Genomic DNA, 6856 nt, shown 5'->3' on the forward strand with positions numbered 1-6856 from the left:
AGAACGCCTCGCGCTGGCCAAGGGCCTGTGGAAAGGCAACACCCATGAAGGGCGCATTGCGGCGGCGAAACTGCTGACACAAGCGCGGATCAGACCGGATGACACGGACGCCTGGTCCTTGATTGCATCATGGGTGCCTGAATTTGACGCTTGGGCTGTCGCGGATCACGCCTGCATTGCTGGACAAAAACGGCTGGTCGCAAACCCGTCCCGTCTGGATGAGGTCGCGACATGGACAACATCGCCGCATTTGTGGACGCGCCGCGCGGCCCTCGTAATGACCTTGCCGTGGACCAAACAGAACCACCCCAAACCTGCGGATCTCGCGATCCGCGAGCGTGTGTTGGGTTGGGCTGCAGGCTATGTCACAGACCACGACTGGTTCATCCAGAAAGCGATTGCTTGGTGGTTGCGCGAATTGTCCAAACATGACCCTGCACGCGTACGCACCTTTCTGGATGCGCATCAGGCGGATATGAAACCCTTTGCGGTGAAAGAGGCCAGTCGCAAACTGCCACAATAGGCATTCCTGACCCCTGACTTTCCATGTCCCATCAAACTTCCGCCGGAGGCATCCTGCCTCTTGCTGCACATCCCGCCGGTTCAGGGGGCCGCAAATACGGTCAATTCAGGCAAGGACGTCAGCGGCGCTTCAATCAGGCGCATGGCCGCAAGGCTGATCTGGCTTCCTGAACCTGCAGCCCCGCCCGAAGGGCGCAACTCGATATTGATTGTCTTGCCCTGATACGTCACGCGGCCCGGCGTCAACGCCGTCACCAATGGGGTTTTCAACCAGATACCCGCCTCTGCGGGTGATCCCAACGTTGCGATTGTACTGCCCAGCGCCTTTGCATCTGCAGGTGTGGTCGTGATGGCGGCGGCACGGTCCTCTGCGCTGGTGGTGTCGAATTGCGCGATTGTCACAGCATTTTGAGGCGGGGGTGGCGGGGGGGCGGGGTTCAGTGTCGGCACGGGTGCGGCGATGGCAGCATCGGGTGCAGGCCCGAACGGCCCCTGAAAAGAAGGCGTCGAACAGCCGGCAAGGGCGATCATGGTTATGGCAAGGATCAGTCTCATACAGGCAAGCTATGCTGTAGACATCGCGTAGACAACCGCGGCCTTGTCGCTTGCGCAAGGGATCGCCCGCGCGTAGGTTCTCTGACATGACACAGCCACTCATTGATCCTTTTGCCCGCGCCATTGAATACTTGCGCGTCTCGGTCACCGACCGCTGCGATTTCCGCTGCGTCTATTGCATGTCCGAGAACATGACCTTCCTGCCCAAAAAAGAACTTTTGACGCTGGAAGAGCTTGATCGCCTTTGCACGGCGTTTGTCCGCTTGGGTGTGCGCAAATTGCGCATCACGGGGGGCGAGCCGTTGGTGCGCCGCGAAATCATGACCTTCTTTCGCAGCATGTCACGGCATCTGGACAGCGGTGCCCTGCATGAGCTGACCCTGACAACCAATGGCAGCCAGCTTGCGCGTTTTGCCGATGAGCTCTACGCCGCTGGCGTGCGGCGGGTGAATGTGTCGCTTGATACGCTGGATGAGGCTAAATTTGCCGACATCACCCGCTGGGGCCGCCTGCCCCAGGTTCTGAAAGGGATTGATGCCGCGCAAAAGGCGGGGCTGCGGGTCAAGATCAACACGGTCGCGCTGAAAGGCTTTAACGAGGACGAACTGGAGCAGCTGACCGACTGGTGCGCGTCACGTGATATGGACCTGACCTTCATCGAGGTCATGCCAATGGGCGATCTGGGCAATGAAGACCGCTTTGGCCAGTATTGGTCGCTCAAAGACCTGCGCGCGCGCCTCGCCGCACGGTCGGAACTGACAGATTTGCCCGAAAAGACAGGCGGCCCCGCGCGCTATGTACGGGTTGAAAACACCGGTCAGAAGATCGGGTTTATCACACCCCTCAGCCACAATTTCTGCGAAAGCTGTAACCGCGTGCGGATTACCTGCACCGGTCAGATTTACACCTGTCTGGGTCAGGAAGGGCATTCCGATCTGCGCGCGCCCCTTCGCGCGTCAGAGGCCGATGTCGATCTGGAAAATGCGATCCGTGCCGCGATCGCGCTCAAGCCCAAGGGCCATGATTTCGACTATTCACGCCAACAAGTCGACGGGCAGGTCAGCCGGCATATGTCGCATACCGGCGGATAGGTAAGGTGGGTCTTGATCCACCTTACGGTTTGCGCGCAATAAAATCTATCAGTGCCGCCTGACCCACATGGGCACTGCCGGATCTTTGGTCGCGCTCATAAACTGCACAACGCTCAATCATCCAACCTGCAAAAGCCTCGCGCAAAAGCGCCTCAGTATACATGTTTTCGATAAATGGCGGGCCACCTGTGCCCCGTCCGATCTGCTCGGGCCTGTAGCCATGAAGCAATATCCGCCCGCCACTGCGCAGCGCAGATTGCATATTGCGGAACTGGCGCGCCCGAAACGCGGGATCTGCGAATTGAATAAAGATCGCAACGACCATGTCGTATTGCCGTGACCAGTCCCATGCGTCCCAATCCGACACATGGGCATCGACCACCACACCCGCGTCCGCCGCAAGTTTCCCTGCCCGCGCAATCGCCGTAGGCGACGGATCAAAGCCGGTTACCTGCATGCCATGGCGGGCAAGATGCACACTGTTGCGCCCTTCCCCGTCCGCCACGCAAAGTGCAGATGTACCTTCGAGGACCACCCACGGGTTTTCAGCCAGAACCGCCGCCGGCGCGGTGCCGAAAAGATAGCCGTCGCTGCCGCTATAGCGCTCTTCCCACATCAGGCCGCTGGCATCCGTTGTTCGACGATTTCCGCCCACCAAGAGCACCCTGCGGGAATCGTATCATCGCTGAACACATACTTTGGATGGTGCACGTCATGCCCATCGCCGTTCCCGACAAAAATATACGCACCGGGCCGTTCCTGAAGCATGAAGGCAAAGTCCTCACCGCCCATTGTGTAATCGGCAAAACCGCATTTTCCGGCCACGGAGCGCGCCACCTCGGCAGCAAATTCCGTCTGTGTTTCGCTATTCACCATCACAGGATAGCCGCGTTTGAAGGTGACCCTTGCCGTCGCACCAAAGGCCGCCGCGGTGCCCTCGGCAATCGAGAACAGGGATTTCTCGGCCAGATCGCGCGTGTCATCCGACAATGCACGCACGGTCCCGCGTAGCTGCACGATCTGTGGAATCACATTGTATGCCTTGGAAGATGTTTCAAAGCTGGTGACAGAGACGACAACCTGCTCAACAGGGCTCACGATCCGCGAAGATATCGTTTGCAAGGCGATCACGACGTGGCTGGCAACCACGGTCGTATCAATCGCAAGATGCGGCTTGGCGGCATGTCCACCTTTCCCTTCGATCTCTATTTCAAAGTGATCCGCCGATGCAAAGAAAGGGCCCGGCCGGATTGCAAATTCGCCCACCGGGATACCGGGCCAATTGTGCATTCCGTATACTTCCTGGATCCCCCAGCGATCCATCATGCCGTCGTCGCACATTTCCTTGCCACCGCCGCCGCCTTCTTCAGCGGGCTGGAAGATCAAAACAACAGTGCCATCAAAATTCCGCGTTTCGGACAGATATTTCGCAGCCCCCAAGAGCATCGCGGTATGCCCGTCATGCCCACAGGCGTGCATGGCGCCATCTACCTTGGATTTATAAGGCAAATCAGTCTGTTCTTGCATCGGCAGCGCATCCATATCGGCACGCAGCCCGATCACTTTGCCGGATGTGTCAGTCTTGCCCTTGATGACGCCCACAACGCCGGTGCGCCCGATCCCCGTGACGATCTCGTCACAGCCGAACTCCCCAAGTTTCTCAGCCACAAACGCCGAGGTCCGGTGCGTCTCGAACAGGATTTCGGGATGTTCATGCAAATCACGCCGCCATGCGGTGATTTCAGGCAGCAGTTCGGCAAAGCGATTCTTTACAGGCATAATTCGGTCTCCGGTTGGGGTGTGGCATTAGGTGTCTCACTCGGCCAGCATATCCACAAGGCGGCGCATGAATGCCTCACCCTGCTGGAACTGGTCAACGGTGATGTATTCGTTGGGCTGATGGGCCTGCGCGATATCGCCGGGCCCGCAGATCACGGCCGAATAGCCGCGTTCCTGAAACTGCCCGGCCTCTGTGCCATAACTGACGACATTGCGGGCGTTCTCGCCGGTCAGTTTGCGGACAAGTGCTTCGGCTTTGCCCTCATGCTCGGGCACAAGGCCCGGCACATGGAAATATTGATCCGCAGTGATCCCCGCTTCGGGGCGGATCGCTTTCATTTCGGCCTCGATTTCGGCTAGTTTGGCCTGAAAGCGTGCCTGCCATTCGGCGATATCTTCACCGGGCACGATACGGAAATCGAAACCAAAGTAGCAATCCTTGGCGGTGATGTTATGCGCCGTTCCGCCACTGATCATGCCGACATGCAGTGTTGTGTAGGGCGGCACGAATTCCGCCGCCAGATCGCTGGGGGTTTTGACCGCATTTTCGGCGTTCACCTCATTGGCCCAGTTGATCAGCTTGGCAGCCATCATGATCGCGCTGACGCCAGTGGGGGCCAGCGAGGAATGCACCTCGAAGCCGCGGAAATGCATCTTGTAGCCAATGCCGCCTTTATGCCCTGTCACGACCTTCATCATCGAGGGCTCACCCACCAGAACGGTATCGGCGCGTGGCAGGCCCATGCTGACCATATGGTCAATCATCGGTGGCGCACCGGTGCATCCGACCTCTTCGTCATAGCTCAGCGCGATTTGCAGCGGGCGCTTGATCCCGCGTTCAAGCGCAAGTGGAACAGCCCAGAGCGCCAGCGCATCAAACCCTTTCATATCGCAGGTGCCCCGCCCGTAAAGCCTGCCCTGCCGTTCGGTCACTGTGAATGGGTCGGTGTCCCAGGATTGCCCGTCAACGGGCACGACATCCGTATGACCGGAAAGCACCACGCCGCCATCAATCTGCGGGCCCACATGGGCATAAAGTGCGGCTTTGGTGCCGTCCTCGTTCGGTACGCGGGTTGATTTCACGCCAAAGCCTGCCAGATATTCATCAACAAAATCAATGAGATCAAGGTTGCTCTCGCGGCTGACTGTCGGGAAACCGACAAGGCGGTCCATTAGGTCTCGGGCGGTCAGTGTCATGTCGGTCCTTTCAAGATCAGCCGCAATCGTCGCATCCTTTCGTTTGAGACGCCCAAATTGATGGCAACGCTACTTTGACGCGTCCAATCTTGGTCCGCAATTAGGTTATCACTTGCGGTACCGTATTTTGATGATACCGTCTGTGGTTAGCGCAACCAGTCACATGAGAATCTGGTGCAAATAATAATGTACCGAACCACCTGGGAGGTTCCATATGCGCGATGGGGCGCTGCCTGTTCTGGATGTCCGGGACCTCAAAACTGTTTTCAAAACACGCGGAGGCGAGGTTCACGCCGTTAATGACGTGAGCTTTTCGCTAAGACCCGGCGAATTGCTGGGCGTTGTCGGCGAGAGTGGTTCGGGCAAATCCGTGACGATGATGTCTTTGCTGAGCCTGCTGCCCTCGCCACCGGCTGATGTGCGCGGCGGAACCGTCATGTTCGATGGCAAAGACCTGCTGCGCGTGACACCCGAGCAATTGCGCGCGGTGCGCGGGGGCAAGATCGGTTTTGTGTTTCAAGATCCGATGACCTCGCTCAATCCCGTTTATCAGGTCGGCTTCCAGATCATGGAACCGCTGCGCAAACACATGGGTATGAACAAACGCCAGGCCGCAGAGCGTGCCCGAGAGCTGTTGGAACTGGTGGGTATCCCTGACGCCAAGCGCCGCCTGAATGACTATCCCCACCAGTTTTCCGGCGGGATGCGCCAGCGTGTGATGATCGCTATCGCTTTGGCCTGTGATCCGCAGGTTCTGATCGCGGATGAGCCGACGACGGCACTCGATGTGACGATACAGGCGCAAATTCTGGAACTGATGAAGGAATTGCGTGACAAGCTGGGCATGGCGGTGATCTGGATCACCCATGATCTGGGCGTAATCGCGGGGATCGCGGACCGTGTGATGGTCATGTATGGCGGGCAAGTGGTGGAACATGCACCGGTGAAAGAGCTTTTCAGCAACCCGCAGCACCCTTACACACGCGCCCTGCTGAAAACGATCCCGAAGATTCATGGGGCACGGTCCGCTCGTTTGACGATTATCGAAGGCCAGCCACCGATCATGACAGGCGCGCCCACCGCATGCCCGTTCCGTGACCGCTGTGATGTGGCCTTTGACCGTTGTGCGGTGGAGAATCCGCCGCGTTATGATCTGGGCGAAGGCCACGACGCCGCCTGTTTCTTTGACGCCCGCACCGGAGGGCCGCGCGATGCTTGATGATCCCAAAAAGCCGCTGGTTTCGGTCAAGGACCTCAAGATGCATTTCCCGATCCACGCCGGCCTCTTACGCCGCCGTGTGGGTGCAGTGAAGGCGGTCGATGGTGTCAGCTTTGATGTGTTTGAAGGCGAGACCCTTGGCCTTGTCGGCGAATCCGGTTGCGGCAAGTCGACATGCGGCCGCGCTGTTCTGCGCCTTTACGACATCACGTCCGGGTCGATCACGATTGACGGGCGTGAAATCGGTGCCACGCCGCAACCTGCCCTGCGCGACATGCGCCCCATCATGCAGATGGTGTTTCAAGACCCGCAAGCCTCGCTGAACCCGCGCATGACTGTCGAGGATATCATCAAGGAACCGCTGGACGAGCATACCAAGCTGTCAGACGCCGAAAAGCGCGAAAAAGTGGGTGAATTGATGGATGCGGTGGGGCTGAACCGCAAATTCGCCAAACGCTATCCGCATGCGTTCTCGGGTGGTCAGCGTCAGCGG

8 protein-coding genes are annotated in these 6856 nt (G+C 58.5%); 4 read left to right on the forward strand and 4 right to left on the reverse strand.

Features of this window, described 5'->3' with window-relative positions; all coding sequences use genetic code 11:
* Positions 1-523, forward strand: a 523-nt coding sequence (locus tag VGP75_RS12495) for a DNA alkylation repair protein (RefSeq protein ID WP_327543984.1), incomplete at its 5' end; no start/stop codon positions are given.
* 80 nt (positions 524-603) lie between these two features.
* On the opposite strand, the gene VGP75_RS12500 is transcribed toward VGP75_RS12495, so the two are convergent.
* On the reverse strand, positions 604-1077 hold the full coding sequence (locus VGP75_RS12500; RefSeq protein WP_327543985.1) for a D-galactarate dehydratase: 474 nt from the start codon (positions 1075-1077) through the stop codon (positions 604-606).
* 86 nt (positions 1078-1163) lie between these two features.
* Between VGP75_RS12500 and moaA the strand changes: the two genes are divergently transcribed.
* The gene (gene moaA / locus VGP75_RS12505) at positions 1164-2168 is read left to right on the forward strand and encodes a GTP 3',8-cyclase MoaA (RefSeq protein WP_327543986.1); all 1005 of its coding nucleotides are present in this window, start codon (positions 1164-1166) and stop codon (positions 2166-2168) included.
* Between the two features lie 22 nt (positions 2169-2190).
* Here moaA and VGP75_RS12510 read toward each other — a convergent pair whose 3' ends face one another.
* Genes VGP75_RS12510 through argE form a run of 3 tightly spaced genes read right to left on the reverse strand, consistent with a single transcriptional unit; the run spans position 2191 to position 5144 of the window.
* Positions 2191-2823, reverse strand: coding sequence for an SAM-dependent methyltransferase (locus VGP75_RS12510; RefSeq protein ID WP_327543987.1), 633 nt, complete (start codon positions 2821-2823; stop codon positions 2191-2193).
* Positions 2784-3947: a M20 aminoacylase family protein gene (locus VGP75_RS12515; protein ID WP_327543988.1), complete on the reverse strand. Its 1164-nt coding sequence runs from the start codon at positions 3945-3947 to the stop codon at positions 2784-2786. Before VGP75_RS12515 ends, VGP75_RS12510 begins: the two co-directional genes overlap by 40 nt.
* A gap of 36 nt (positions 3948-3983) precedes the next feature.
* Complete coding sequence (argE, locus tag VGP75_RS12520) at positions 3984-5144, reverse strand: acetylornithine deacetylase (protein WP_327543989.1); 1161 nt, start codon at positions 5142-5144, stop codon at positions 3984-3986.
* 214 nt (positions 5145-5358) lie between these two features.
* Between argE and VGP75_RS12525 the strand changes: the two genes are divergently transcribed.
* Both VGP75_RS12525 and VGP75_RS12530 read left to right on the forward strand, forming a co-directional pair.
* The gene (locus VGP75_RS12525; RefSeq protein WP_327543990.1) at positions 5359-6363 is read left to right on the forward strand and encodes an ABC transporter ATP-binding protein; all 1005 of its coding nucleotides are present in this window, start codon (positions 5359-5361) and stop codon (positions 6361-6363) included.
* Positions 6356-6856: ATP-binding cassette domain-containing protein (locus tag VGP75_RS12530; protein WP_327543991.1), on the forward strand; the 501-nt coding region annotated here is incomplete at its 3' end. The genes VGP75_RS12525 and VGP75_RS12530, both read left to right, overlap by 8 nt.

The organism is Yoonia sp., from assembly GCF_036007805.1.
Lineage (GTDB): Bacteria > Pseudomonadota > Alphaproteobacteria > Rhodobacterales > Rhodobacteraceae > Yoonia.

Excerpts from the sequence above, each read along its gene's own strand:
- VGP75_RS12500 (WP_327543985.1), bottom strand. The coding sequence starts at position 1,077 with ATGAGACTGATCCTTGCCATAACCATGATCGCCCTTGCCGGCTGTTCG.
- moaA (WP_327543986.1), top strand. The coding sequence starts at position 1,164 with ATGACACAGCCACTCATTGATCCTTTTGCCCGCGCCATTGAATACTTG.
- VGP75_RS12515 (WP_327543988.1), bottom strand. The coding sequence starts at position 3,947 with ATGCCTGTAAAGAATCGCTTTGCCGAACTGCTGCCTGAAATCACCGCA.
- argE (WP_327543989.1), bottom strand. The coding sequence starts at position 5,144 with ATGACACTGACCGCCCGAGACCTAATGGACCGCCTTGTCGGTTTCCCG.
- VGP75_RS12525 (WP_327543990.1), top strand. The coding sequence starts at position 5,359 with ATGCGCGATGGGGCGCTGCCTGTTCTGGATGTCCGGGACCTCAAAACT.